Genomic DNA, 26,907 nt, shown 5'->3' with positions numbered 1-26,907 from the left:
GGCCCGGGGCGCACGGACGGAAGGCCGAATATGCGGGGCGTGACGGTTCAGGGTGGGGCGCGGAGCTGGTTGCGAAAGTCGGTGCTGGCCTTGGCATTGGCGACCATGGTGCCGATGGGGGTATCGGTCCTGGGCGCGCCCGCCGCGCAGGCCGCCTTCGGTCCGGACGGGATGGACTTCTACGTCGATTCCAGCATGGGCCCGATCAAGTCACGCGTCTTCCGCGCGGCAGACGGCAATACCAACCGGGTTGTCTACGCGCTGGACGGTGAACGCGCGCGCGAGGACGACAACGGCTGGGAGATCAATACCGATGTCGCGCACGCGCTGACGGCCGCCAATATCAATGTCGTCATGCCGGTCGGCGGCCAATCCAGCTGGTACGCCGACTGGAACTCGCCGAGCACCTTCCTCGGCATGCCGGCGGGCACCGCCTCCGTGCAGTCCGGATCCGGTGCCACCCAGGTACTTTCCGGCGGTCCCGGCAAGTCCTACACCTACAGGTGGGAAACCTTCCTCACCACCGATCTGCCCAACGCGCTACAGGATCGGCTGGGCTTCAGCACGACTCGCAACGGCATCTTCGGCCTGTCCATGAGTGGCGGTTCCGCGCTGATGATGGCGGCCTTCCACCCGAACCAATTCGCCTACGCCGGTTCGCTGTCCGGTGCGCTGGACCTGTCGCTGCCCGAAATGCGCACCGCCGTCCGGCTGGCCATGGTGGACGCCGGCGGCTACAACATCGACGCGCTGGCCGGGCCGAAGGACCTGAAGTGGCAGCACCTGGATCCGTTCCAGTTCGCGCCCAAGCTGAAGGCCAACGGCACCAAGATGTTCATCTCGGCGGGCAGCGGCCTGCCCGCGTCCACCGACGCCATCAATGCCTCGACCATCGAGGCCATGGGCATCGAAGCGGTGGCGCTGGTCGGCACCAAGGCCTTCCAGGCCCGCTGGGCGGCGCTGGGTGGCGGCAATGTCGTCTACGACTTCCCGGCCGTCGGCGTGCACAACTGGCGCAATTGGGAAGCCGAGCTGAATCGGATGCTCCCGGACCTGTCCGCGAACATCGGGTGAGCCGGGGCGGTCGGCGGTGAATTCTCTGAGAATTTCGAGAGACGCAGCGCGCCTTGGATATTCGCCTTGCGTTATCGGGGATGCTGAAGTTGCGCAGTGTGATTCGCGCAGTATGGAGTGATAGTTGATGTGCATGAGTCTGCGGGGGCGGAATTCGACTCTCGAGTCGCAAGCTGGCGCTGATGTGCGCCACATTCCTCATCGACAGTGGCGCTCGTCACTTTTGTCACGATCGGATAACGTCTCGTTGGCCCGGGCACGATAGGGTCGCCGAGACCTCAAACGTGGTTACGAGCACACGGTGAGACCGAACGACCGGAAAGGCCGGACAAATAAATGCGAGGCGATAGACGTCACAGATCCCGCGGTTGGCTCAAGAATTCCGTGGTCGGATTGGCGCTGGCGATTGCACTGCCGTTCGGGGTGTCGGCGGTCGGCGTCGGCACAGCGAACGCGGCACTGGACCCCGACGGGTTCGACTTCTACGTCGACTCGGCGTCCATGGGCCCGGTCAAGTCGCGCGTCTTCCGCGCGGCCGACGGCAATACCTCCCGCGTCGTCTATGCCCTCGACGGCATGCGCGCCCAGCAGGACCTGAGCGGCTGGGAGATCAACACCGACATCGCGCACGCGCTGACCGCGGCGAACATCAATGTGGTGATGCCGATCGGCGGCCAGTCCAGCTTCTACGCCGACTGGAACGCGCCCAGCAGCGTGCTCGGCGTGGGTGACGGCGCCGGCTCGTCCTCCGGCTCCGCCAAGCTGGGCTCCGGCTCGGCCTCGGGCTCGTCGTCGGGCTCGGGCGCCCTCCAGATCCTGGGCGGCGGCCCCGGCAAGAGCTACCGCTACACCTGGGAGACCTTCCTGTCCCAGGACCTGCCCAGCGCGCTGCAGAGCCGGCTCGGCTTCAGCCGCACTCGCAATGGCGTCTTCGGTCTCTCCATGGGTGGTTCCGGCGCGCTGACCCTGGCCGCCTACCACCCGGATCAGTTCAGCTTCGCGGGCTCGTACTCCGGCTACCTGAACATCTCCGCGCCCGGCATGCGTGAGGCCATCCGCCTGGCCATGATCGACGCCGGCGGCTACAACGTCGACTCCATGGCTCCGCCGTGGGGCCCGCAGTGGCTGCACATGGACCCGTTCGTCTTTGCGCCGCGCCTGAAGGACAACAACACTCGCCTGTGGATCTCGGCCGCGAGCGCGATTCCCGGCGCGGGTGATGTCTCGGGCGTGATGTCGGTGATCCAGGGCATGCCGCTCGAGGCTCTCGCCCTGGCGAACACCCGTGCCTTCCAGGCTCGGATGGCGTCCCTGGGCGCCGGCAACGTCACCTACGACTTCCCGGGGACCGGTGTCCACAACTGGAACAACTGGAACGCCGAGGTCTACCGGATGCTGCCGGATCTCTCGGCCAATATCGGCTGACAGCGCCGGGTCTCCACGCTGCAGAAAGCCCCCGCCTGCTCAGGCGGGGGCTTTTCGCATGTCTCGCCACCCTGTCCTGGATCGCCAGGGATACGCGGCGGAAATGGCAGGGAGGCCTGCGCGTGGCTCTGGATCGTTGAGGGCGCGGTACCGAATCGTTGAGGATCGATTCGCGACTCGCCGTAGCGACCGCACGGGACACGCCCAGTTGGGCATCCGATACTCAGTTTGTAGCGAAGATCTGTTCTGCGTGATCAATGTTCTGCTCAAACCGAGAAGGGCTGGGTCGATGCGGGTTCGAGGCTTCACACGGAAGGTATTGGGCGTCGCCGCTGCCGCCCTGCTGGTTCCCCTGATGGCGGTGATCGAATCGCCACCGGCCACCGCGGCGTTCGACCCGGCCATCTTCGATTTCTGGGTCGATTCGCCGAGCATGGGCCCGATCAAGACCCGTGTCCTGCGCGCTCGCGACGGCAATACTCAGCGCGTCGCCTACGTCCTGGACGGGATGCGCGCCCAGCAGGATCTGAGCGGCTGGGAGATCAACACCAATGTCGCCGAGGTGATGGCGGATCAGAACATCAATGTGGTGATGCCGATCGGCGGCGAGTCCAGCTTCTACGCCGACTGGGATGCGCCCAGCTCGTTCTTCGGCGCCGCGCCGGGCACCGGATCGGCGGCCTACAGCACCGGGTCGGGCGTCACCGAGTCCATGGGCGGCGGCCCGGGCAAGAGCTACCGCTACACCTGGGAGGACTTCCTCACCAACCATCTGCGCTGGGAGCTGCAGAACCGCCTGGGCTTCAATCCCTATCGCAACGGCGTGTTCGGGTTGTCGATGGGCGGCAGCGCCGCGCTCAGCCTGGCCGCGTACCACCCCGACTTCTTCAGCTACGCCGGTTCGTACTCCGGCTACCTGAACATCTCGGCGCCCGGTATGCGCGAGGCCATCCGGGGCGCCATGCTCGACGCGGGCGGCTACAACGTGGACTCCATGGCTCCGCCGTGGGGGCCCCAGTGGCTGCGCATGGACCCGTTCGTCTTCGCGCCCACCCTGATCGCCAACAACACCCGGATGTGGATCTCCGCCGGCAGTGGCGCGCCCAGGCCCGACGATCTGAACATCCCGCTCGGCGTGGCGGCCGACCGGCTGATCCGCGGCGCGCCGCTGGAAACGTTGGCGCTGGCCAATACTCGCGCTTTCCAGGTCCGCATGCTCAGCCTGGGCGCGCAGAACATTGTCTGGGACTTTCCGGCCACCGGGCTGCACGCCTGGACGAACTGGCAGGACGACGCCTATCGAATGATCCCGGATATGTCCGCGCACATCGGATAGACCCGACTCCCGGAAGCGGCCGCCGTCCTCGTGGACGGCGGCCGTCGTGTGTTCCGCACCGGGGTGGTGCTCCATCACGGTTTGGTCGCGGGGGGTGTTTCGCTGCCCGGCGACTCCGAATATGCGCCTAAGAAAGATCCTGCGACAACAGCTTCTGCATTTCGGATGTGGTCATCGGAGACCACGCTCGTGAAAGGCGAGTCGATGCGGTCTGTTCGGGTACGCGAGTGGGTGCAGCGGTCAATGGCCGGTTCGGTCCGGGCGTTCTTGGCGGTTTTGGCTGTGGCGGTGACGGTTCCGCTGGCTGGGACAATCTGGGGGATGACGCCTGCGCATGCGTCATTCGATCCGGGCGGTTACGACTTCTGGGTCGATTCCGACATGGGCCCGATCAAGTCGCGCATCTTCCGCGCCCATGACGGCAATACCCGCCGCGTGGTGTACGCGCTGGACGGATTGCGCGCCCGCAACGACCTTTCCGGCTGGGAGATCAACACCGATATCGAGCGGGCGCTCACCGCGTGGAACATCAATGTGGTGATGCCGGTGGGCGGCCAGTCCAGCTTCTATTCGGATTGGGTGGCCCCGTCCGATACCAATGGCCAGACCGTGCCGTATGCCTGGGAGACCTTCCTGACCCGGGACCTGCGCCGGGCGCTGGCCGCCCGGCTGGGCTTCAATCCGCGCGGGAACGGGGTGTTCGGGCTGTCCATGGGCGGCAGTGCGGCGCTGGTGCTGGCGGCCTATCATCCGGATCAGTTCCGTTATGCCGGATCGTATTCCGGCTATTTGAACATATCGGGCCCGGGCATGCGGGAGGCCCTGCGGGCCGCGCTGCTGGACGCGGGCGGCTTCAACATCGACGACATGTGGGGGCCGCCCTGGAGCGAATTGTGGCTGCGCAACGATCCTTTCGAAATCGCGCCGATGTTGCGGGACAACGGCACCAGGATGTGGATCTCCAGCGGCAGCGGTGTTCCGGGCGCGCGGGATGTCGTGCAAACCCCGCTGGACGCGTACAACGTGACGGTCGGGATGGGTCTGGAATCCATAGCGCTTACGAATACTCGCGCGTTCCAGGCGCGCATGGACTCCCTGGGTCCCAGCAATGCGGTGTTCGACTACACCGCCGAGGGTGTGCACGCGTGGCCCTACTGGTCGGATCAGGTCTACAAGATGCTGCCGGACCTGAGCGCCAACCTCGGCTGAGCGAAACCGCCAAGCTTCCTTGCGGCGTAAGGGATTTGCACGTTGCCGCGACATCACGAGGGATTCGCGATATGGTCACCGCACCATTACGGTCGTATGCGATAGTGACTGAGTTGATTCACTGAACCAGCCACTCATTAGCGTGGCCTTGCCAACCGCTCGGAGCGTCGAATACCCTCCAGCGAGCAAGTGTTGACCAACCCGTGGTAGCGCTTCACTCACAGGGAAGTGTCGGGATTCGCTGTGAGCGGTGATTGCGCATGTCCGCGCATGGCTTTGTCATGCCGGGGGTACGCGATTGACAACTTAAGACACCGCAGCAGCGCAGTGCTGCGGTAGAGAAGGAGCAATATCCATGCGTTTCGGCAGGTCTGCCGTGCCGGGAGGAGTTTCGTCGCGACGCCGTGCGCAGAGTGCTTGGCGCACACGGCTTGTCGCGGCCACCGTAACCGCGGCGGCGCTCGCAGTCCCGACCACCTCCCTGGCCGTCCCGTCCATCGCCTCGGCCGCCCCGGCGTTCGGCCCGATGCACCGCGGTATTCCGGGCAGCTTCGAAGAGCTGATGGTGCCGTCCAGCATGGGTCCGATCAAGGTCCAGGTGCAGTGGGCCAAGAACGGTGGCAGCTCCGCGGTCTACATGCTCGACGGCATGCGCGCCCGCGATGATCGCAATGCGTGGGCCAATGCCGATGAGGGCGACGCCCCCGGCATCTTCGCCAACGACGACGTGAACGTCATCATGCCGGTCGGTGGTCAGTCCAGCTTCTACGCCGACTGGGTGTCGCCGTCCAACACCAACGGCCAGAAGTACACCTACAAATGGGAGACCTTCCTGACCAGGGAGCTCCCCGATTTCCTTTCCGGCTACGGTGTTTCGCGCAACAACACCGCCATCGCGGGTCTGTCCATGGGTGGTTCGGCCGCCCTCATGATGGCCGCCTACCACCGCGACATGTTCAAGCAGGCCACCTCGATGTCGGGCTACCTGAACCTGTCCGCGCCGGGCATGCGTGAGGCCATCCGCCTGGCCATGCTGGACGCCGGCCGCTTCAATGTCGACTCGATGGCCGCGCCGTGGAGCCCGGCCTGGCTGCGCATGGACCCGTTCGTGTTCGCGCCGCAGCTCAAGGGTCTGCCGATGTACATCTCGTCCGGTAACGGCATCCCCGGCCCGTACGACGGCGTCGGTTCCGCCGCAGACGTTTTCAACACCGGTAACGCCATCGCGCTGGAGGCGCTGGCGAGCGTGAACACCCGTGCCTTCCAGGCGCGGCTGGGGCAGATCAACGTTCCGGCCCAGTTCGACTTCACCGCGACCGGTACCCACAAGTGGCGCTACTGGCACGACGAGCTGGTGAAGGCCCGCCCGCAGATGCTGAGCGCGCTGGGTCTCGCCTAGTAGGAACAACCGCTGCTCGCCCCGGGCGATAGCGTGAACGAATGAACCGGCCATCCGACAGGATGGCCGGTTCTTTTATGCCTCCCCATCATTCGCCGCGACGCGGTAGAAACCTACTGTGACAGCTGTGGCAATTGGTAGATGGGGGAGCGGCGGCCGCAGAGGGGTGGTCGCGCTCGCGGTAGCCACGACGGCCTTGCTGACGGGTGGGGTTGCCGGTGGGGGCGCAACGGCATTCGCGGAACCGGGGGGCGCTCCACCAGCGGGTGAACCCGCGAAACCCACCAAGCCCGATATTCGAAATGTGGTGTGGCTGAGCGACAGACGTGTCGCCCTGTGGGTGGATTCTCCCGCCATGGGCACCCAGATCCAGGTGCAACTGCTGCTGGCCAGAGACTGGAAAGCCAAGCCGGACAGCAAATTTCCCGTGCTCTACCTGCTCGACGGTCTGCGCGCGGGTGACGATCAGAGCGGGTGGACCAAAGACGCTGGGGCGGAAGGCTTCTACGCCGACAAGAACATCACGGTGGTGCTGCCCGTCGGCGGCGCGGCCAGCTTCTATTCCGATTGGAAGCAGCCCGACAACGGCAAGACCTACAAGTGGGAAAGCTTCCTCACCAGGGAATTACCGCCGCTGCTGGACCGCGACTGGCGCACCACGAATGTGCGCGGCCTGACCGGGCTCTCCATGGGCGGCACCGCGGCCATGGCGCTGGCGTCCCGCAATCCCGGATTCGTGCGCTACGCCGCGTCCTTCTCCGGCTTCCTCACACTGACGAGTCTCGGTATGCCGCAGGCGATCGCGTACGCCATGCGGGACGCGGGCGGCTACAACGCCGACGCCATGTACGGCCCGCCCACCGACGCGGAATGGGAATCGCACGATCCCTACGCGCTCGCGGAAAAATTGAAGGGCCTCAGCCTGTATGTGTCCAGCGGCAGCGGCCTGGCGGGCGTCCACGATATTCCGGCCGGGGTTCCGGGCGTGAGCACCAACTGGGTCGGCATGGCGCTGGAAGTGCTGTCGCGCTTCTCTTCTCAGCAGTTCGTGGCCAAGCTGGACAAGCTCAGCATTCCGGTGCAGGTGAACTACCGGCCCTCCGGCACGCATTCCTGGCCGTACTGGGATTTCGAGATGCGGCAGTCCTGGCCGCAGGCGGCCGCCGCGCTGGGCGTGGAGGCGACCAAGCCGGACTGCGCCGCCGCGGGCGCGATTGCGCCTGTGGCGCTGGCGAAGTCGTGGCTGGGCGACTGCCTGACCACGGAGTATCCGGTGGCCGGTGGTGCGGCGCAGGACTTCCGGGGCGGGCGGGTGGTGTGGTCGGCGGCCACCGGCGCGCATCCGGTGGGTGGCATGATCGGCGGCGCGTACGCGGGGGCGGCGGGACCCGCTGGCGCACTCGGCTTTCCCACCTCCGATGAAACGCCCATACCGGGCGGAGCACAGCAGGCTTTCCAGCACGGCACCATCGTTTTCCACGACGGCAGGGCCGAGATACACGCCAGCTGAACCGGATACCCGCCGATTACCTCCGGATCGACGGTAGAGTGCACCGTTGTCCGTGACTCCCGTCACGTCGGTGTGGTTCCCCCTGCGGTTCAGGAGATCGATCTCTATGGCAGTACAGGGCGCTTCGTCATGCCCGCAGCACGGTTCGATTCGGATGTCCGGACGCGCCCGCGTCAGACGCGGCTGGCGGCGCGCCCTCGCGGTCGTCGCGGCCGTGCTGGCGCTCCCGGCGCTGGCGGCGCCCGCCCTCGCCATGCCCGCGCATCCTCAGCACCGCGCCCGCGAGGGCGGCTTCGAGGAGCTGATGGTGCCCTCCAGCATGGGCCCGATCAAGGTGCAGGTGCAGTGGGCCGCGCACGGCGGCGGCGCGGCGCTGTACCTGCTCGACGGCCTGCGCGCCCGCGACGACTCCAATGCCTGGAGCTTCGAGACCAATGCCCTGCAGCAATTCGCCAATGACAATGTCACCCTGGTGATGCCGGTCGGCGGGCAGTCCAGCTTCTATACCGACTGGCGATCGCCTTCGAACACCAACGGGCAGAAGTTCACCTACCGGTGGGAGACCTTCCTGACCGACGAGCTGCCCGCCTTCCTCGAGGGCTACGGCGTCTCCCGGACCAACAATGCGGTGGCCGGACTGTCCATGGGCGGGTCGGCGGCCCTGGCGCTGGCCGCTTATCACCGCGACCAGTTCAAGCACGCCTCCTCGTTCTCGGGCTACCTGAACATCTCCGCGCCCGGCATGCGCGAGGCCATCCGCATCGCCATGCTCGATGCCGGCCGTTTCAATGTCGATTCGATGGCCTGGCCGTGGAGCCCGCAGTGGCTGCGCATGGACCCGTTCGTCTTCGCACCGCAGCTCCGCAACCTGCCCATGTTCATCTCCGCGTCGTGGGGCGTGCTCGGCCCGCACGACCACCCGGACTCCCCCGTCGGCATCTTCAACACCGCGAATGCCGTTGCGCTGGAGGCCCTGTCGATGGTGAACACCCTCTCGTTCGTCGGCCGGATGACCCAGCTCGGCATCGGCGCCCACTACAACCTCCAGGTCCAGGGCACCCACTCCTGGCCCTACTGGCAGGACCAGCTGGCCACCGCCCGCCCCGACATCCTCGCCGCCCTGGGGGTTTGATTCCGGACGGATGCCGACGTGGCAGCTGATTTCGTGGCGGTCGGGGTAACTCCGGGGTGCGAAATCGGTTTGCCATCTGACCGCCGGAACGCGTGCGGGACGCCGACGGCTCGCGGCTGTGCGCTGAAGATGTGGGGAGGCGGGTCGACAACTGGACGTTTGCTGTGGAACTGTCCGTTTCCGTGTGTCCTGCCGGGGCTCGCGCGCTTGCGGAGGTACAACACTTGTGTGGCTAGAGTTGTCCGTGGGATCAAAAGCAGGCGCGTGCGCTGGATGGCATGTGCTGTAGCGGCGCTGTTTCCGCTGGCCGCGGGCACTTTCGCGCAGTGCGGACCAGCAAGCGCCGCGCCGGATGCGCCCGCCGTACCCGCGGCGTCCATCCAGAAGATGTCGTGGCTCAACGACCACCGGGTCGCCCTGTGGGTGAATTCGCCGGCCACCGGCGCACCCGTCGAAGTCCAGTTGCTGCTGCCGCGTGACTGGAACGCCAAGCCGGATGCCAGGTTCCCCGTCGTCTACATGCTCGACGGTCTGCGGGCCACCGACGACGAGAACGGCTGGACCAAGGAGGCGGGCGCGGCCGGCTTCTACGCCGACAAGAATGCCCTGGTGGTGCTGCCGATCGGCGGCCAGTCCAGCTTCTACGCCGACTGGCTGGCCCCCGACAACGGCCACAACTACCAGTGGGAGACCTTCCTGGTGAAGGAGCTCCCGCCGTTGCTGGAGAGCCAGTTCCGCGCCACCGATGCGCGTGCGGTGGAGGGACTCTCGATGGGCGGCACCGCGGCCATGATGCTGGCCGCCCGCAATCCCGGCTGGGTCCGCTCGGCCGCCTCCTACTCCGGCTTTCTCACCCTGACCTCGCTCGGTATGCCCCAGGCGGTCGACTTCGCCATGCACGACGCGGGCGGCTTCGACTCGGCGAAGATGTTCGGCCCGCCGGGCAGCCCGGCCTGGAAGGAACACGACCCCTACGAGCTGGCCGACAAGCTCAAGGGCGTGGCCCTCTACGTCTCCAGCGGCAACGGCGTCGCGGGCACGACCGACCCGCTCTCCGACGTTCCGGGCATCACAAGCAATTACGCGGGCCTGGGCCTCGAGGTGCTGTCCCGGCTGAGCAGCCAGAACTTCGTGGCCAAACTCGACAAGCTGAACATCCCCGTCTCGGTGAACTACCGCCCGTCCGGCACCCACACCTGGCCGTACTGGGATTTCGAGATGCGCCAGGCCTGGCCGCAGACGGCCACCGCGCTGGGCGTGGACGCGACCCCCGTCGACTGCAGGACCGGTGGCGCGATCGCGCCGGTGGCGCAGGGCAACTCCTGGCTCGGTGACTGCCTCACCGCGGAGTACCCGCTGTCCGGCGGCGTGGCCCAGGACTTCCGCGGCGGCAAGGTGTTCTACTCGCCGGCCACCGGCGCCCAGCCGGTCGCGGGTGCGATCGGCGGCAGCTATGGCGGACTGGGCGCGGCGGCAAGCGCTCTGGGCTTCCCGATCGCGGGCGAGGGCGGCCTGCCCGACGGCCGCGGCCGACTGCAGCCGTTCCAGCACGGGTCGATCTACTGGACCCCGCAGACCGGTGCGCAGGCGGTGCGCGGGGCCATCCTCGACGAATGGGCCAGGCAGGGCTATGAGCGTGGCCCGGCCGGGTACCCCACCGGCCAGGAGGCCCGGACGCCCCAGAAGGACGGCGCGGTACAGGGTTTCGAGAACGGGCCCATGTACTTCAGCGCCAGGACCGGCGCGCACCTGGTGCAGGGCCTGATCCTGGGCAAGTACGCGCAGCTCGGATTCGAGAACAGCCCTTACGGTTTCCCGACCTCGGGTGAGCAGCCGGTGCGCGACTTCGGCCGCTGGTCCGGGTTCGAGGGCGGCAATATCTACTGGAGCCCGCTCTCGGGCGCCTGGGGCGTGCGGGCCGGTCCGATCATGGACGCCTGGGGCGCAACCGGATTCGAGAACGGACCGCTCGGCTACCCGATCTCCGACGAGAGCCCGACCCCGGGCGGCGCCCAGCAGACCTTCCAGGGCGGCACCATCACTATCCGCGACGGCCGGGCCGCGGCGGCCACCCTCGACGGCCGCCCGATCGCCATCCCCGGCGCCGAGCAACCCAAGCCGGACCCGGCCCGGCCGGCCGCCCAGCAGCCCGCACTCCCGCTGCCGGGTCTGCCCGCCCTGCCGCTGCCGCCGGCCCTCGCCCCCGAGGTCCCGGTCCCGGTGCCGGCGACCCCGGCCGCCGCCCCCGCCACTCCTGCCGCGCCGGCCGCGACCCTCGCACCTGCTCCGGCACCCGCACCCGCCGCGGCTCCGGCACCTGCGCCTGCCGCGGCTCCGGCGCCTGCCGCGGCTCCGGCCCCGGCACCCGAGCCCCCACCTGCCGATCCCGCGCAGCCCGCGCCCATTCCGGCGCTGGGTCCGGAGGTCCGTCCCAACTGAGACTTTCCGGCCGAACCGCCCTAATCGGCCCTAAGAAGTGGATGTGGTTCCGTTGTGGCCCGGGACTCCGTCCCGGGTTGCGGCTAGCCTGGGGACGACCTCTTGCCCCTGGACAGATATAGGAAGCAAATTGATGCACGGTACCCGTGGAAAGGTATTCGGCGTGGTGGCCGCCCTCGCCGCCGCTGGACTGCTCGCCGCCTGCGGTAGCAACGACTCGACCGCCAAGAGCACGCCCACGCTCACCACGACCAAGACCACGGCCGCCGCGCCCGCCACCCCGGGCGACGCCGCGCCGTCCACGGACCAGCAGGCTCCGCAGGCCGCGCCGGATGCCGGGACTCCCAGCTCCACGGCCGAGCGCCCGGCGCCGGTGCCGAGCCAGTTCATCACCACCCCGAACGGCTCCCCGGCGCTGTCGGACAAGGAGAAGAGCTTCCTCGACGACCTGAAGAAGGCCGGTATCACCCCGGGTTCCCCGGACATCGCCGTCACCGCGGCCAACCTGGTGTGCCAGGGTAAGTCGGAGAACGCCCCGCAGGATCAGATCATCACCTACGTGACCGCGATCGCCGGTTCCGATCCGTCCTTCGATCCGTCCAAGATGACGGTCGAGCAGGCCGGCAAGATCTACTACGACGTCGCCTCGAAGAGCTACTGCAACAAGTGACGACGCGACGCCGAATCGGACAAACCCGGTCGCGACCAGTGGGTTGCCTGCTGCTCGCCATCGCCGCGATCGTGATCGTGGTCGTGGTGGCGCTGCTGCTGTGGTACCTGCTGGCCGGGCGGTTGCGGCTGCCCGGCCCCAAGCCGCCGGCCCCGCCCCGTCCGAGTTCGCAGCCGGCCACCTGCCCGGACGTGCTCATGCTGTCCGTACCGGGCACCTGGGAGTCGAACAGCCACGACGACCCCTACAGCCCGGCCGCGAACCCGGCGTCGCTGATGTTGAACATCTCCAACCCGATTCGGGCCAAGTTCCCCGATGAGCGGGTCGAGGTCTACACCGTCCCGTACGTGGCGCAGTTCTCCAATCCGGTCGCCATTCCGCCGGACGGGCAGTCCTCCTACAACAACAGTCGTTCCGAGGGCGCCAAGCGGGCCACCGACAAGCTCGCGCAGACCGCCGCCCAATGCCCGCTCACCACTTACGTTCTGGCGGGTTTCTCGCAGGGCGCGGTGATCGTCGGTGACATCGCCACGCAGATCGGCGCGGGCAAGGGCCCGGTGGCCGAGGATCTGGTGCTGGGCGTGACGACCATCGCCGACGGCCGCCGCGATGTCGGCGATCCGGGCGAGGCCATCGAGATCGGCCCGACCCCGCCCGGCGTGGGCGCGGAGGTGGCGCTCAAGGGCCTGAACGTCCCCGGTATCACCATGACCGGACCGCGCGGCGGCTACGGCAAGCTCACCGGCCGCACCTTCACCATCTGTGCCGCAGGCGATTTGATCTGTGATTCCCCTCGGCAGGCGCTGAGCCCGAACAATATCCTCGGCAGCCTGAACATCCTGGTCCGCGCCGCGGGCAATCCGGTCCACAGCCTCTACAACGGATACCAGGTGGACGACAACGGCACCACCGCCACCGAGTGGACGGTGAACTGGGCGTCGGGTCTCATCGAAAACGCTCCGCACCCTGCACATATGTAAGCCGTTGCGCAGCGAACCTTATGCGTTCGGGCGCACCCTGGTCGATGGGTACTTCACCGGCGGTGTGACCCCCACCGACCGACCCCCCAGTTTCGGGGTCACCCGGTAAAGTGCTCCGGGTTGCGACACTGCCGAGACCCGGTGCGTGCGGCAACTCACATCCAGTCCTAGTTGTGTCCTATGTGGGGCGCTCCCCACCCATTTGGAGGCATTCGCGCCGGTGAAGCACTAGTCCAGAGGTGTGAGCTGGGGGATGTTCGGCCGCTCCGAAGCATGGCCGGGCGGCTCCTCTGTAACATGTCCCTGGTTTGAGAACATCTAGCCATTAGACGGTCACCGCGCAGACCGCAACACAATTCTGCAGGTTGGCTCTCGCATGGAGCTCCCGCGGGCGAAGAGAGTCGGGGCCTCACAGGTAACAGCGGCAATGCATGCCGTCTCATGCCGCGTGTGCCTCGGAGGAGAAGAAGGAATGGACGAGACTTTCGACGATTACCTCGACGAAACGGGGAACATCACGATTCCCGAGGGACGCACCCTCGTCGACTACGTCGAGAAGCACACTCACGGTAACGACGCCAATGACTTGGCCTACCGCTACATCGATTACTCACGCGAGCGCGACGGTGAGTACCAGGACCTCACTTGGAGTCAGTTCGGTACGCGGCTGCGCGCGGTGGCCGCCCGACTGCAGCAGGTGACCAAGCGGGGCGATCGGGTCGCGATCCTGGCTCCGCAGGGCCTGGATTACGTCATCTCCTTCTTCGCCGCCATCTACGCGGGCACCATCTCCGTGCCGCTGTTCGATCCGGACGAGCCGGGCCACACCGATCGCCTGCACGCGGTCCTCGGTGACTGCACGCCCGCCGCGATCCTGACGGCGAGCTCCTCCGCCGCCGGTGTCCGCCAGTTCTTCCGGTCGCTGCCCGCGGCCCAGCGCCCGCGCATCATCGCCGTCGACGCGATTCCCGACAGCGTCGGGGAGTCCTGGATCCGCCCCGACATCGTGGTCGACGACATCGCCTACCTGCAGTACACCTCCGGCTCCACCCGGGTGCCCGCCGGTGTCGAGATCACCCACCGCGGTGTCGGCACCAATGTGCTGCAGATGGTGAACGCGCTTGATCTGAACGAGAATTCGCGCGGCGTGACCTGGCTGCCGCTGTACCACGACATGGGTCTGCTGACGGTGATCCTGCCCGCCGTGGGCGGCAAGTACATCACCATCATGTCCCCGGCCTCGTTCGTGCGCCGGCCCTCGCGCTGGATCAACGAACTGGCCGCGGTGTCCGACGGCGCCGGAACCTTCGCCGCCGCACCGAACTTCGCCTTCGAGCACGCCGCCGTGCGCGGCCTGCCCAAGCCGGGCGAGTCGCTGGACCTGTCGAACGTGCTCGGCCTGATCAACGGCTCCGAGCCGGTGACCACCACCTCGATGAAGAAGTTCAACGAGGCGTTCGCCCCGTACGGCCTGCCCAAGACCGCCATCAAGCCGTGCTATGGCATGGCCGAGGCCACCCTGTTCGTGTCGGCCACCCGGCACGAGGACGAGGCCAAGGTCATCTACGTGGACCGGGTGGAGCTCAATGCCGGTCGGGTGAAGAAGGTCGAGCAGGGCGCGGAGAACTCCATCGCCCAGGTGTCCTGCGGTTACATCGCGCTGTCGCAGTGGGCGACCATCGTGGACGGCGACTCCATCGACTCGCCCGAGGGCGCGCGTGAGCTGCCCGACGGGCAGGTCGGCGAGATCTGGCTGCACGGCAACAACATCGGCATCGGCTACTGGGGCCGCGCCGAGGAGACCCAGAAGACCTTCCGTAACCAGCTCGCGCATCGACTGCCCGAGCACAGCCACGCGGAGGGCGTGCCGGCCGACGGCATCTGGCTGCGCACCGGTGACTACGGCGTCTACGTGGACGGCGAGCTCTACATCACCGGCCGCGTCAAGGACCTGGTCATCGTGGACGGCCGCAACCACTACCCGCAGGATCTCGAGTACTCCGCCCAGGAGGCCTCGACCATGCTGCGTCCCGGTTTCATCGCCGCCTTCGCGGTGCCCGCCAACCAGCTGCCCGCCGAAGTCTTTGCGCAGGACAGCCATTCCGGCCTGAAGTACGACGCCGACGATGCCAGCGAGCAGCTGGTCATCGTGGCCGAGCGCGGCCCGGGCGCGGGCAAGGCCGACCCGGGGCCCATCGCGGATGCGGTCCGCGCGGCCATCTCGTCCCGGCACGGTGTCACCGCGCGTGACATCCTCCTCGTTCCGGCCGGTTCGATCCCGCGTACCTCCAGCGGCAAGATCGCTCGTCGTGCCTGCAAGGCGGAGTACATCGGCGGCACGCTGCGTGGTGGTTACACGCAGCAGGCCTTCCCCGATGCACCGGACGAGGAGTGAGACGACCGTCTCGAAGTTGGATGGCGCGAGCCCGTTCGGTTCGCGCCATTCATGCATGAAAGGCAGTGCCGTTCCGGCACGCGAAGACAGAGCCGTTCGGGCAGGGAGCGGCGAGAGTCTCGATAACAACGCCGCGCACCGTGAGCAGACAGGTAGCTTGAGGAACTGATGGCTGAGAACGAGGGCACGGACCCCACCCAGACGACCGAGAACGCACCGGCGGCCGAAGGTGCGGCCACGCAGAAACCTGCCGCGGCCGACATGTCGGTGGCCGACCTGCGGGAATGGCTGCGCCGCTGGGTCGCCGACGCGACCGGGCAGCCGATCGAGAACATCACCGTGGACCGGCCGATGGAGGAGTTCGGCCTGGCCTCGCGCGATGCCCTCGCACTCGGTGGCGATATCGAGGAGCTGACGGGGGTCCTGCTGAACGCGACCATCGTCTACCAGCACCCGACCATCGCCTCGCTGGCCGAGCGAATCATCAATGGGGAGCCCGACCTTCCGGCCGACGTGGCCGACGACTCGTTCTACACCCGGGGCTTCCAGCCGGGCGAGGCGCACGATGTCGCCATCGTCGGTCTGTCCACCCGGCTGCCGGGTGCGGGCGATACGCCCGAATCCACCTGGGACTTCCTGATCAACCGCGGTGACGCGATCCGCGACCTACCCGAGTGCCGCTGGTCGGAGTTCCTCGACGATCCGCGCTTGGTAGAGCAGATCGCCAAGTCCAACACCAAGGGCGGCTACCTCGACCAGGACGTCCTCAAGAGCTTCGACGCCGAGTTCTTCGCCATCTCCCCGGTCGAGGTGGAGCGCATGGACCCGCAGCAGCGGATGGCGCTCGAGCTGACCTGGGAAGCGCTGGAGCACGCCAGGATTCCCGCCAACACCCTCAAGGGTGAGCAGGTCGGCGTCTTCATCGGTTCGACCAGCACCGAGTTCATGATCATCGCGGGCATGGCGGTCGGGAACACCGATCCGGGCACGCCGCTCTCGGCCGAGGGCTACGGCATCATGGGCAGCGTTTCGGCCATCATCCCCAACCGGGTCTCGTACTTCTACGACTTCCGCGGCCCATCGGTGGCCGTCGACACCGCGTGCTCGTCCTCGCTGGTAGCGGTGCACCAGGCCGTTCGGGCGCTGCGCAACGGCGAAGCCGATCTGGCGCTGGCCGGTGGCACGAACGTGCTGCTGTCCCCGGCCGCGACGCTGGCCTTCGACGCCAATGGCGGTGTGTCGAAGGACGGTCACATCAAGGCGTTCTCGTCGGACGCCGACGGCATGGTCCGCTCCGAGGGCGGCGGTCTGGTCGTGCTCAAGCGGCTGGCCGACGCCGAGCGTGACGGCGACACCATCTACGCGGTCGTCAAGGGCTCCGCGGTCAACAGCGACGGCCGGTCCAACGGCCTGCTGGCCCCGAACCCGGACGCGCAGGCCGATGTGCTGCGCAGCGCCTACCGGGACGCCGGAATCCCGCCGTCCCAGGTCGACTACATCGAGGCACACGGCACCGGCACCCCCATCGGCGACCCGATCGAGGCGGATGCGCTCGGCCGCGTCATCGGCCGGGGCCGTGAGGCCGACAAGCCCGCCCTGCTGGGTTCGGCCAAGACCAATTTCGGTCACCTGGAGGCCGCGGCCGGCGCCGCGGCTCTCGCGAAGGTCATCATGGCGTTGCAGCACAACGTCATTCCGCCGCACCTCAACTACGCGGGTCCCAGCCCCTTCATCCCGTTCGACCAGGCGCACCTGAAGGTCACCGACCAGCCCACCGAATTCCCGCGCTACAGCGGCAAGGCCACCATCGGCGTCTCCGGCTTCGGCTTCGGCGGCACCAATGCGCACGTGGTCATCCAGGAGTACGTGCCGGCCCTCGCCGCAGCGGAGGTTTCCGAGACCACCGGCCTCGACAACGAGACCACCGACGTGGTCGCCGAGGCCGAGGCCATCACCGAAACCGTTGTGCCGGAACCGGAGTGGGGCAATCGCGAAGAGCCGATGCCGCTGATCCTCCCGGTGTCGGGTTACCTGCCGTCGCGGCGCAAGCGCGCCGCCAAGGATCTGGCCGACTGGCTGGAATCCGAAGCGGGACAGGCGACTCCGCTCGTGGACGTGGCCCGCACCCTGGCGAAGCGCAACCACGGCCGCTCGCGCGGCGTGGTCGTGGCCAAGACCCATGACGAGGCCATCGCGGGCCTGCGGGCCATCGCCGAGGGCAAGCCGGGCAATGGCGTCTGGACCGCCGATTCCCCCGCCGCCAAGGGCGCGCTGTGGGTGATGGCCGGTTTCGGTGCGCAGCACCGCAAGATGGGCAAGCAGCTCTACACCGAGAACTCGATCTTCCGTAAGGCCGTCGATCAGGTCGACGAGCTGGCCATGGACGAGGCCGGGTACTCGGTCAAGGAGATGATCCTCGACGACTCCATGGACTGGGACATCGGCACCGGCCAGGTCGGCACCTTCACCATCCAGGTGGGTCTGGCCTCGATCCTGCGCGCGCACGGCGCCGAGCCCGAGGGCGTGGTCGGCCACTCCCAGGGTGAGGTTGCGGGAGCGTACATTTCGGGCGGTCTGCCGCTCGAGGACGCGGTCCGGGTGATCTGCGCGCGCTCGCGGCTGATGGCCGAGGGCGAGGCCATGCTCACCGACGACCAGGTCCGCAATATGGCGCTGCTGGAGTACTCCGCCGAGGAGATCGCCAAGCTCGTCGAGACCGAGTTCCCCGAGATCGAGGTCGCGGTGTACGCCGCGCCCAACAACACGGTGATCGGCGGCATGCCGGACCAGGTGCACGCGATCGTGGCGCGCGCCGAGGCCGAGGGCAAGTTCGCCCGCGTGCTGCAGACCCGCGGCGCGGGCCACACCTCGCAGATGGACATGCTGCTGGGCGAACTCGCCGCCGAGCTGGCCGGCATCGAGCCCACCAAGCTCAAGCGCGACCTCTACTCGACCGTCCACAAGGACACCGTCTACCGCGCCGGGCACGCGCCCGTGCAGGACGTGGACTACTGGGTCATGAACATGCGCGGCTCGGTGTACTTCACCAACGCCATCCGGCAGGCCGTCGACACCGGTATCACCACCTTCCTGGAACTCGCGCCGAATTCCGTTGCGCTCATGCAGGTCCTGGGCACCACCTTCGCGGCGGGCGTGCACAATGCGGCACTCATCCCGACCCTCAAGCGCAAGGAGGACGAGGCCGCGGGCGTCATCTCCGCGCTGGCGCAGCTGTACGTGCACGGCCACAAGGTGGACCTGCCCTCACTGCTGCCCGCCGGTGACTACGCCGCCGCGCCGCGCACCGCGTTCCTGCGCAAGCAGCACTGGCCCAAGGTGACCGGCGGTTTCGGCGGCGGCGCGGGCAATGCTCGTGTCCCGGGCGCGCACGTCGCGCTGCCGGACGGCCGCCACGTCTGGGAGGTGCAGGCCCCGGCCGTCACCGACCTGGCCGCACTGGTGAATGCCGCTGCCGCGCAGGTGCTCTCGGATGTCACCGTCGGCGCCTCCATCGCGCACGGCGCGGTCCCTGCCACGGGCACGCTGACCACCACGCTCACCCCCCACCCGGGCGGCGCGTCGGTGTCGGTGCACGCCAAGGAGGGCAATGCCTTCCGCCCGCTCTTCGACGCCGTCGTCACTGCGTCTCTCCCCACCCACGGACTCCTGGCCGCACCGCTGCCGGAATCGGCTGTGGCGCAGCCGGTCGCGGCCGTCCAGGCGGCTCCCGCTGCCGAGGTGGTCGAGGCGGCCCCCGGCGAGCGCTGGGATCCCAAGGGCACGCAGACCATCGAGCAGCGCCTGGCCATCATCGTGGCCGAGTCCATGGGCTACGCGGTCGAGGATCTCCCGATGGAGATTCCACTGATGGAGCTGGGTCTGGACTCGCTGATGGCCATGCGCATCAAGAACCGCGTGGAATACGAGTTCGACATTCCGCAGCTGCAGATCCAGGCCGTGCGCGATGCCAGCCTGCTCGAAGTCGGCAAGGTGCTGCGCTACGCCATCGAGCACCGCGATCAGCTCGACGACATCGCCGCGCGGCAGGCCGCCGGTGAGGACATCGCCGTCGACGCCGATTTCATCTCCGCCGCGCGGGCCGCCATGGCCGCCGGCGAGGATCCGGCCGCGCTGCTGCCCAAGGCCGAGACCACCGATGTGGTGGCCGAGGCCGAGGAGATCGTCGCGAAGCACGAGTCCGCCGCGCCGATCGCCGAGACCGACGCCGACAATGTGCCCCCGCGCAACGGCGAGGAGCGACTCGCCTTCGCCACCTGGGCGCTGGTGACCGGCAAGACGGCGGGCGGCATCTTCAACCCGCTGCCCGAGATCGACGACACCACGCTGGAGAAGCTGGTGGCCCGGCTGTCGGAGCGGGTCAAGGCCGAGGTCGATCCGGCCGACGTGCGGGCCTGCAAGACCATCGAGCAGCTGTCCGAGGTCGTTGTCCGCTATCAGGGCAAGAGCTCCGATCTGGAGGGCTTCGTGCGCACGCTGCGCCCGAAGGAGGCCGGTTCGAATGCGGTGCCGGTCTTCGTGTTCCACGCTTCGGGCGGCAACACCCTGGTGTACGAGCCGCTGCTGAACCGGCTCCCGGCCGGGACTCCGATGTACGGCCTGGAGCGGGTCGAGGGCACCATCGAAGAGCGTGCGCACCAGTACATTTCGGAGATCCGCAAGCGGCAGCCGGAGGGCCCGTACGTGTTCTACGGCTGGTCGCTGGGCGCGGTGTTCGCGCTCAAGGTCGCCGAGATCATGCGTGCCGAGGGCGCCGATGTCCGGCAGGTCGGCCTGATCGACCTGGCGCTGCCCGTCGAGCCGTTCAGCGACGCTCCCGAGGAGCGGGTGGAGCGGATCCGGCGCTACCAGGCGTTCGCGCAGAAGACCTACGGCTTCAATGGCGAACTCGATCAGGAGCAGCTCGAGGAACTGGCCGCGGCGTCCGACGCGGAGCAGATCGACATCATCATGGAGCTGCTGAAGTTCGCCGGGGTCGACATCCCGGGCGGCGTGATCGAGCATCAGCGCACCTCGTGGATCGACAGCAAGGAGCTGCAGAAGATCGAGCCGTTGAAGTACGACGGCGCCGTCACCCTGTACCTCGCCGATCGCTACCACGACGGAATGATCGAGCTGGAACCGCGTTTCGCCGACCGGCGGCCGAACGGCGGCTGGCAGGAACACATTCCGAATCTGGAGATCATCCACATTCCGGGTGATCACATCCAGATCATCGACGAGCCGCGGATCGCCACCATCGGCGCCGATCTCACCAAGAGATTGTCGGAGATCGACTCCACAACGAAATAGCACCACGGCGACACGAATTCTGCGAAAGTAGGTTTTTGCTGAGAGGAGTGTCCAGTGAGCACCGCCGCCGACAAACTCGCCGACCTTCGACACAAGCTCGACATCGCGAGGGAACCGGCGGGAGATGCGGGAATCGCCAAGCGGGCCAGGAAGGGAATTCCCTCGGCCCGCGACCGCATCGAGATGCTGCTGGATGCCGGCACTTTCGTGGAAGTCGGTGCGCTGGTGCGCAATCCGGGCGACGAGGCCGCTCTCTTCGGGGATGGCGTGGTCACCGGCCACGGCCTGGTGGAGGGCCGCCCGGTGGCCGTCTTCTCGCACGACCAGACCGTCTACGGCGGTTCGGTCGGCGAGATGTTCGGCCGCAAGGTCGCGGGCATCCTGGAATTCGCGGCCAAGATGGGCTGCCCGGTGGTCGGCATCAACGACTCCGGCGGCGCCCGCGTGCAGGAGGCGGTGACCTCCCTGGCCTGGTACGCCGAGCTGGGCCGGCGTCAGGAACCGTTGTCCGGCTTGGTGCCTCAGATCTCCATGATCCTGGGCAGCTGTGCGGGCGGCGCGGTCTACGCGCCCATCAATACCGACGTGGTGGTGGCCACCGAAGCGGCCTACATGTTCGTCACCGGGCCCAAGGTGATTCGCGAGGTCACCGGTGAGGACGTCAGCCTCGAGGAGCTCGGCGGCGCGAAATCCCAAGCCCAGTACGGCAATATCCACCACGTGGCCCCGGACGAGGCCGCCGCCTTCGAGTGGGTGCGCGAGTACCTCGGCTATCTGCCGTCGAGCTGCACGGAGCTGCCGCCGGTGGTGAATCCCGGGCTGGAGCCGGAGATCACCGACACCGATCTGGAACTCAACGGCATCGTGCCCGATGCCGACAATGCCGGCTACGACATGCACGAGATCCTGCTCCGGATCTTCGACGACGGCGGGTTCCACGAATTCGGTGAGGCGGCGGGCAAGAACGTCATCTGCGGCTTCAGTCGCGTGGACGGCCGCACGGTCGGCGTCGTGGCCAATCAGCCCCTGGTCTCCGCCGGTGCGCTCGATGCCCGCGCCTCGGACAAGGCCGCCCATTTCGTGCGGCTCTGCGACGCCTTCGAAATCCCGCTGGTCTTCGTCGTCGACACCCCGGGCTTCCTGCCCGGGGTGGAGCAGGAGAAGATCGGCGTCATCAAGCGCGGCGGCCGGTTCATCTTCTCCTTCGTGGAGGCCACCGTCCCGAAGGTCACCGTGGTCATCCGCAAGTCCTACGGCGGCGGTTATGCCGTCATGGGGTCCAAGCAGCTGGGCGCGGACGTGAATCTGGCCTGGCCCACCGCCCGGATCGCGGTCATGGGCGCGGAGAGCGCGGTGTCGCTCATCGGCGCCAAGACCCTGGCGGCGGCCCCGGAGCCGGAGCGCGCGGCCATGCGCAAGCAGATGATCGAGTTCTACAACGCCACCGTCGCGACGCCGTGGGTGGCGGCCGAACGCGGCTATATCGACGCGGTCATCGAGCCCGCCACCACCCGCCTGGAAATTCGGCGCGCCCTGCACCTGTTGCGCGACAAGAAGACTCCGGGCAATCCCCGTAAACACCATCTGCTGCCGTTGTAGCCGCGCCTGTTCCGGCGGGTCCGGCGCGCGCCATTGCGGGATTCGGCGCCGGCCATTGCGACGTGACCTCGCGTGTGAAAACATCTCATTTCAATTTCGAAAATGAGAGCTTGGGAGCGAAGCAGAAATGGCTACCCTTCGAATTCGGCACACGATCATCGGCGGCGCGGCCACCGCCGCGACCGCCCTGGCGGTCCTCTCCGCCGCACCGGCCGCCTCCGCTCAGGTCACCGGGCTGTGGGCCGGGACCGGGCTGGCGCACATCAATACGACCTACACCCTCACCGCCTCCGTCGGCGGCTCGAACGCGGGCACCCAGGTGGGCTTCTGGATCACAAACCCGTCCGGCGGCGCAGCCGTGTACATGGGCGCCTCTCCGGTGGATTCCACCGGGCACGCGACTTACCAGTGGACCCCGACCACCGTGGGTTCGTACACGCTCATCGCGAGTGACGACGGCAGCAGCACCAGCAGCAACGCCCAGACCATGGGAATCAGCGTCACCGCGGTTCCGGTGGGCGGCATGGGCACCGGCAGCGCCTCGAAGATTCCAATCATCGGCGGCCTGCTGAGCAGCCTGCTGAGCCAGTTCGGCCTCGCCTGACACCGATTCGCTCCGTCCGAAACCGGCTTCGCCCCGCTCACGGGCGGCTTGTTCGGGCGGCTCGCCGATTGCGCTGAATCTATCGGGTGACCCGTACAGATGTGAGAGCCTTCAGCTATGAGTACCTCACCTTTGGCGCTACTCGAAGGCGGGCCGGATGGCCTCGAAACGCGGATCGTCCCGATCACGCCACCGGGCGTCGAGCTGCGGGTGGCGTTCGGGGACGGGTACGAGCGCTACAAAGTGACGTCACGCTGGCAGGACACTCCGGAGGGGAGTCTGCCCGTCTACGAGTGGGTGGCACACGTGGACGTCAAGAAATAGCAACTGGAATTCGATAGGACCCGAAAGCGCAGTGGCCGCCCGCGACGTCGCGGGCGGCCACCGATCATCACGTGTCCCGGGTCAGAAGACGCGCATCTTCCCCGGTGACCAGAACCCGGAGCGGGTCACCACGTGGGTGTCGACCTGCGCGGGCTTGGGGAACTTGGCCTTGGCCGGGTCGGACGGATCCGGATAGAACGGCTCGTACTGCTCCAGGGAGCCCCAGTCGCGGGCGTAGTTGTCCTTCAGATAGGTCGGCACCGTCTTGGAGGCCGACAGCATCTCCGCCCAGCCCAGCGGACCGCCGAATTCCTCGGCCTGCCAGGTATTGGTGGAGCTGATGGCCAGCGGCCGGTCGGGCAGGATGCGGTACTTGGGCGCCGCGTCCACCACGCCGTTGCGGTGATCGAACTGGTGCTGGCACGGGAACTGCAGGCCCACGGCCCAGTCCAGCAGGATGGGCTGGGTGGAGCCCAGATAGCTGTTGAGCGACACCAGCTTCGGCACCCGCGGCGGGGTGAAGGCCAGCCACTGATCGCCGATCAGGATCGGGTCGCGGGCGTAGATGCGGACCGCGTCGGCATTGTCGGGCAGCGCCGAGCGCGGGATGCGCAGGTTGCGCCAGGACGGGGCCGGGCCGACGTCGAGCGGGCGGTACTTGTCGAGGAAGGTGACGGTGCCGTCCGGGTTGTGGTGGCCGTACTCCAGGAAGATGTCCTGGCCGTAGGTCATATTGCCGGTGTCGTCGAACGACATCACCCGCCCGGCCGCCGAAATCACGATCAGCGGTGAGTCGTCCGAGCGCGGCGGGAGCTGGTACCAGCTGGAGGTGAGCTCGGCGGGCTGCTGCACGCCGTCCTGGTAGCTGCCCATGACCGGGGTGGTGGCCGGGTCCAGGCCGAAAGGCAGGGCCACGGTGGACCCGTTCACGCCCTGCGCGCCCTTGCCGCCGCCGGTGCCCGCGTTCTGGCCCTTCTCGAAGGCCGGGCCGACGGTCTGGGTGGAGGTGTTGCCGGTGCCCGGCTTCACCTCGACGCCGTCGGCGTCCAGCTTGTCGGCGACGCCGTTGGGGGAGAAGCCGACCGGGCTCTCACCGGCCAGCGGATCGCCGTTCTGCGGCGGGTGGGCCGGATCGATGAGGGGGGTCAGGTTGCCGCTGTTGACATTTCCCTCGACCAGCACGTCATTGGCGAGCCCGCAGGTGTTGCCGGTGACCGCGTCGATGTTCGAGCGCGCCAGCGAGTACGCCGGGTACTGCTGCACCGCGCCCTTGAGCAGCGACGCCACCTCGAACAGCACCATGAGCGCGGCGACCACGGTGAGCGGGATGGCGGCGAACTTGCGGATCCGCCGGCCGCGCTTGGTCTTCCCGTTCGCCATCGGCTTGGCGTAGCCCTCGCGCAGCGACTGCCAGGCCACCACGGCCAGCGCCAGCCCGAACAGCACCAGCATCAGGGTGTTGGACTGGAAGCCGTGCAGGGAGACGGTCTTGTCGAACCACGGCACGCCGTAGCTGGAGACGTACCAGTAGCCGTTGATGCCGGAGAAGGCGACGGCGAGGGTGAACAGCAGCCCGGCCAGGAACACCGACCGGTTCTTCCGGGAGCGAAGTGCGGTGGCGGACACGGCGACCGCCGTCACCGCCGCCAGCGAACCCGCGATGCCCGCGTACGAACCGAAGTGGTGGGTCCACTTGGTCGGGTTGAACATCATGAAGAAGATGGTTCCGAAGACCACGCCCATGAGCCGCCAGGTCGGCGCGCTCGCGATGCCCGGCACCTGCCGCCGGCGCAGCAGCACCAGCATGGTGGTGATCAGGCACAGGATCATGAGCAGGAACGCGAAGCGCCGCGCCAGCGAGCCGTCCACGGTCTCGACGAACAGGTAGTAGTAGCGCAGGTAGTCCTCGTACCAGGCCAGATTCGGCCCGGTCACCTGCCGCACCCGGTTCGCCTCCATGATTCCGGCGAAGGTCTGATCGGCGAAAACCGCCACCAGCACCAGGAATCCGGCCGCCGCGATGGGGGCGAGCAGGGCCAGATCGCCGAACTGCTTGCGCCGCCGCACCACGATCCGCACCAGCGGCCGGATGCCCGCGAGCAGCGCCGCCACACACATCAGTCCGGTCGGCGCCGCCGCCAGCGTGAACGCCGCCACCAGCACCGCGACCGCGGCGGGCAGCAGGCGCGAGGTGGCGATGGCCCGCTCGATGGACACCCAGGTCAGCAGCGCGCCGAGGGCCACGATCGGCTCCGAGCGCAGGCCGTTGTCGTAGGGCAGCCAGAAGGCCAGGAACACCAGACCGCCGGTCCACAGCGCGACCTGGGACTTCGCCACCGCGTTGCCCAGTCGCGGCACCACCTCGCGGCTGATCACCAGCCAGCACAGGATTCCGCAGAGCAGCGCGGGAATTCGCACCCAGGGGCTGGCGGTGGAGACCTCGGCGAATGCCTGGATGACATAGTAGTACCAGCCGAACGGCGCCTCGGGCACGCCGAACCAGCGGAAGTAGTTGGCCAGGTAGCCCGCGTGCGGGGCCGCCCGCACCATGGTCAGGATGTAGCCGTCGTCGGAGGTGTTGGCGCCCACGAAGTGCCACAGCAGCAGGGTGCCGATGATGCCGCCGTCCGCCCAGGTCGGCTTCAGCCAGTGCGCCGGCAGGATGCGCCGGTGCCCGCGGCCGTCACTGGTGTCCAGGACCGCGAGCGCGCCCATGGCCAGCAGAGTGAGCAGGACCGCGGCGATGATGGCCACCAGCTTGATGACCGTCGGCGAGGAGGAGAACCGGGAGTCCACGGTCATGTGGAACGAAAGGCCCGCCGGCACGCCGCCTTTCATGTCGGTGAACACGCCCACCACCTGGGGGCGCAGATCGCCGAGCAACCGGCCGTCCACGGGCACGGTGACCATTTCCCGTCCGCCGTCGGCGGTGGGCTTCTCGACGGTGCGGGTGACGCCCTCGAAACTGGCGTAGGTCTGGGCGCTGTCGGAGGTGATGACCAGCTGCGAGCACTGGCTCATCTCGGTGCGGGTGGCGCTGGCCACCACGGCATTCCGGTCCAGCACGTCCACGCTCTCGCCCGAGACGCGGACGAACAGGGCCTCCAGGTCCGCGCCCTTGCCCTGCGGCGGCGCCGTTGCCAGCAGGATGCCGCCGCGCGGATCCAGTTGCTGGACCGCGGAACACGGGATGGTGGCGTTCGCGTCGATGGGCACCTGCGACATCAGTGCCGCCTGCACCGGATCGAGCGAGCCGCCCTGCGGCCAGCTCACCTCCGCCTGGGTCTGCTGTACCGGCAGGAACGGTGTCGCCAGCGCGAACAGCGCCCCGAGCACGCCCGCGACGATCGCTATGAGCTTCGCGAAACGATAGTCGCGCGATGTCGCGGGGGCGGTCGCCGGGGGATTCGGCTTTGTCAGTACAGCGGAGGCGTCTGGCACGGTTGCTGATGGTAGTCCCCCGGCCTCCCCGAGACTGGGCGCACGGCGTGGGAGCCGTTG

At 67.8% G+C, this 26,907-nt stretch carries 14 protein-coding genes and 2 pseudogenes; 15 read left to right on the top strand and 1 reads right to left on the bottom strand.

Translation table 11 applies throughout. The features are described from left to right. Positions 1 to 30: 30 nt before the first annotated feature. The 15 genes and pseudogenes from ACWEQQ_RS01615 (at position 31) to ACWEQQ_RS01545 (ending at position 23,406) form a co-directional block, all read left to right on the top strand. Entirely contained in the window at positions 31 to 1,074 is a 1,044-nt protein-coding gene (locus ACWEQQ_RS01615) for an alpha/beta hydrolase (RefSeq protein ID WP_452346777.1), read from the top strand. A 336-nt stretch (positions 1,075 to 1,410) separates the two neighbouring features. Further along, entirely contained in the window at positions 1,411 to 2,499 is a 1,089-nt protein-coding gene (locus ACWEQQ_RS01610) for an alpha/beta hydrolase (protein WP_452339260.1), read from the top strand. 289 nt (positions 2,500 to 2,788) lie between these two features. Continuing rightward, entirely contained in the window at positions 2,789 to 3,835 is a 1,047-nt protein-coding gene (locus tag ACWEQQ_RS01605) for an alpha/beta hydrolase (protein WP_452346776.1), read from the top strand. Between the two features lie 204 nt (positions 3,836 to 4,039). Further along, a complete protein-coding gene (locus ACWEQQ_RS01600) occupies positions 4,040 to 5,044 on the top strand; it encodes an alpha/beta hydrolase (protein WP_452346775.1) in 1,005 nt (334 codons plus the stop codon). A gap of 355 nt (positions 5,045 to 5,399) precedes the next feature. Next, positions 5,400 to 6,443 carry an alpha/beta hydrolase gene (locus tag ACWEQQ_RS01595; protein ID WP_452339257.1) on the top strand — a complete coding sequence of 348 codons (1,044 nt, stop codon included), beginning with the start codon at positions 5,400 to 5,402 and terminating at the stop codon, positions 6,441 to 6,443. Between the two features lie 118 nt (positions 6,444 to 6,561). Then, a pseudogene (locus ACWEQQ_RS01590) lies at positions 6,562 to 7,914 on the top strand (alpha/beta hydrolase-fold protein); the annotation flags it as partial. A 193-nt stretch (positions 7,915 to 8,107) separates the two neighbouring features. After that, a complete protein-coding gene (locus ACWEQQ_RS01585) occupies positions 8,108 to 9,085 on the top strand; it encodes an alpha/beta hydrolase (RefSeq protein ID WP_452346774.1) in 978 nt (325 codons plus the stop codon). 273 nt (positions 9,086 to 9,358) lie between these two features. Continuing rightward, a pseudogene (locus ACWEQQ_RS01580) lies at positions 9,359 to 11,146 on the top strand (alpha/beta hydrolase-fold protein); the annotation flags it as partial. Positions 11,147 to 11,657: 511 nt separating this feature from the next. After that, on the top strand, positions 11,658 to 12,194 hold the full coding sequence (locus ACWEQQ_RS01575) for a DUF732 domain-containing protein (protein ID WP_452339255.1): 537 nt from the start codon (positions 11,658 to 11,660) through the stop codon (positions 12,192 to 12,194). A 38-nt stretch (positions 12,195 to 12,232) separates the two neighbouring features. Continuing rightward, positions 12,233 to 13,174, top strand: coding sequence for a cutinase family protein (locus ACWEQQ_RS01570; protein WP_452339254.1), 942 nt, complete (start codon positions 12,233 to 12,235; stop codon positions 13,172 to 13,174). A gap of 472 nt (positions 13,175 to 13,646) precedes the next feature. Then, positions 13,647 to 15,569: a long-chain-fatty-acid--AMP ligase FadD32 gene (gene fadD32, locus ACWEQQ_RS01565; RefSeq protein WP_452339253.1), complete on the top strand. Its 1,923-nt coding sequence runs from the start codon at positions 13,647 to 13,649 to the stop codon at positions 15,567 to 15,569. Between the two features lie 168 nt (positions 15,570 to 15,737). Continuing rightward, positions 15,738 to 20,879 (top strand): polyketide synthase Pks13, encoded by a 5,142-nt coding sequence (gene pks13, locus ACWEQQ_RS01560; protein WP_452346773.1) that lies wholly within the window; start codon positions 15,738 to 15,740, stop codon positions 20,877 to 20,879. Between the two features lie 54 nt (positions 20,880 to 20,933). Next, complete coding sequence (locus ACWEQQ_RS01555; protein WP_452346772.1) at positions 20,934 to 22,478, top strand: acyl-CoA carboxylase subunit beta; 1,545 nt, start codon at positions 20,934 to 20,936, stop codon at positions 22,476 to 22,478. A gap of 127 nt (positions 22,479 to 22,605) precedes the next feature. Next, complete coding sequence (locus ACWEQQ_RS01550) at positions 22,606 to 23,082, top strand: hypothetical protein (protein WP_452339250.1); 477 nt, start codon at positions 22,606 to 22,608, stop codon at positions 23,080 to 23,082. A gap of 117 nt (positions 23,083 to 23,199) precedes the next feature. Next, positions 23,200 to 23,406, top strand: coding sequence for a DUF5988 family protein (locus tag ACWEQQ_RS01545; RefSeq protein WP_354851037.1), 207 nt, complete (start codon positions 23,200 to 23,202; stop codon positions 23,404 to 23,406). An 81-nt stretch (positions 23,407 to 23,487) separates the two neighbouring features. Here ACWEQQ_RS01545 and ACWEQQ_RS01540 read toward each other — a convergent pair whose 3' ends face one another. Then, positions 23,488 to 26,847 (bottom strand): arabinosyltransferase domain-containing protein, encoded by a 3,360-nt coding sequence (locus tag ACWEQQ_RS01540; RefSeq protein ID WP_452346771.1) that lies wholly within the window; start codon positions 26,845 to 26,847, stop codon positions 23,488 to 23,490. Positions 26,848 to 26,907: the final 60 nt, after the last annotated feature.

The sequence above is a fragment of the Nocardia sp. NPDC004123 genome (assembly GCF_053603795.1).
This window is presented reverse-complemented; position numbering and strand designations above follow the sequence as displayed.